The sequence below is a fragment of the Vibrio sp. 378 genome (genome assembly GCF_033339435.1).
This window is the reverse complement of the sequence record NZ_JAWOUO010000726.1, coordinates 1-625: the sequence shown is the minus strand read 5'-3', so window position 1 is coordinate 625 and position 625 is coordinate 1. Positions and strand designations below refer to the sequence as shown.

At 43.4% G+C, this 625-nt stretch carries 1 protein-coding gene; it reads left to right on the top strand.

Features of this window, described 5'->3' with window-relative positions:
• Nucleotides 1-579, top strand: a 579-nt coding sequence (locus R7Q48_RS28510; RefSeq protein WP_318133692.1) for a TolC family protein, incomplete at its 5' end; no start/stop codon positions are given.
• Nucleotides 580-625 lie beyond the last annotated feature (46 nt).

Here is a 625-nt window from a genome sequence, read left to right as displayed (position 1 = left end):
ATTTTGGATGCCAAGCACAAACAGGCATCGAGCTTAATTAAGGCAGAGAAAGGCAAATACTACCCAGAAGTTTACTTATATGGCGATTACAGCCTGTATGAAGACGATTCGTTGGCCAGCCAAATGAAACCGGATTGGCTCGTAGGGGTTGGCGTTAACATTCCATTGATTGAATCCACAGGTCGAAGCGAAAAAGTTAAAGCAGCACAAAGCGTTGTATCTCAAGTTGATGCTCTTAAATCTCAAGCCAAACAAGACTTGTCTTTACTTGTGCAGAAAACGTATCTAGAAGCGCAGCAAGCGATTGATGAAGTGCAAGGCTTAGAATCCAGCATCGCACTAGCCAATGAAAACCTGCTTCTGCGAGAGAAGGCATTCACTCAAGGTCTTTCTTCTTCTCTCGATGTGGTTGACGCTCAGCTTTATGTCGCCAGTATAGAAACTCAACGTTCGGCGGCGCGCTTCCGCTATCTGATTTCACTAACCAAACTATTAGCATTAAGCAGTGAAATGAACAGCTTCGAACAATATCAAAATACCGCTTACGCCCCAGCGAAAATATCCAAAGAGGTTAAATAAGTCATGGCAGCAAAATCTTTAAAACCCGTTCTACTTTCACTTTGCG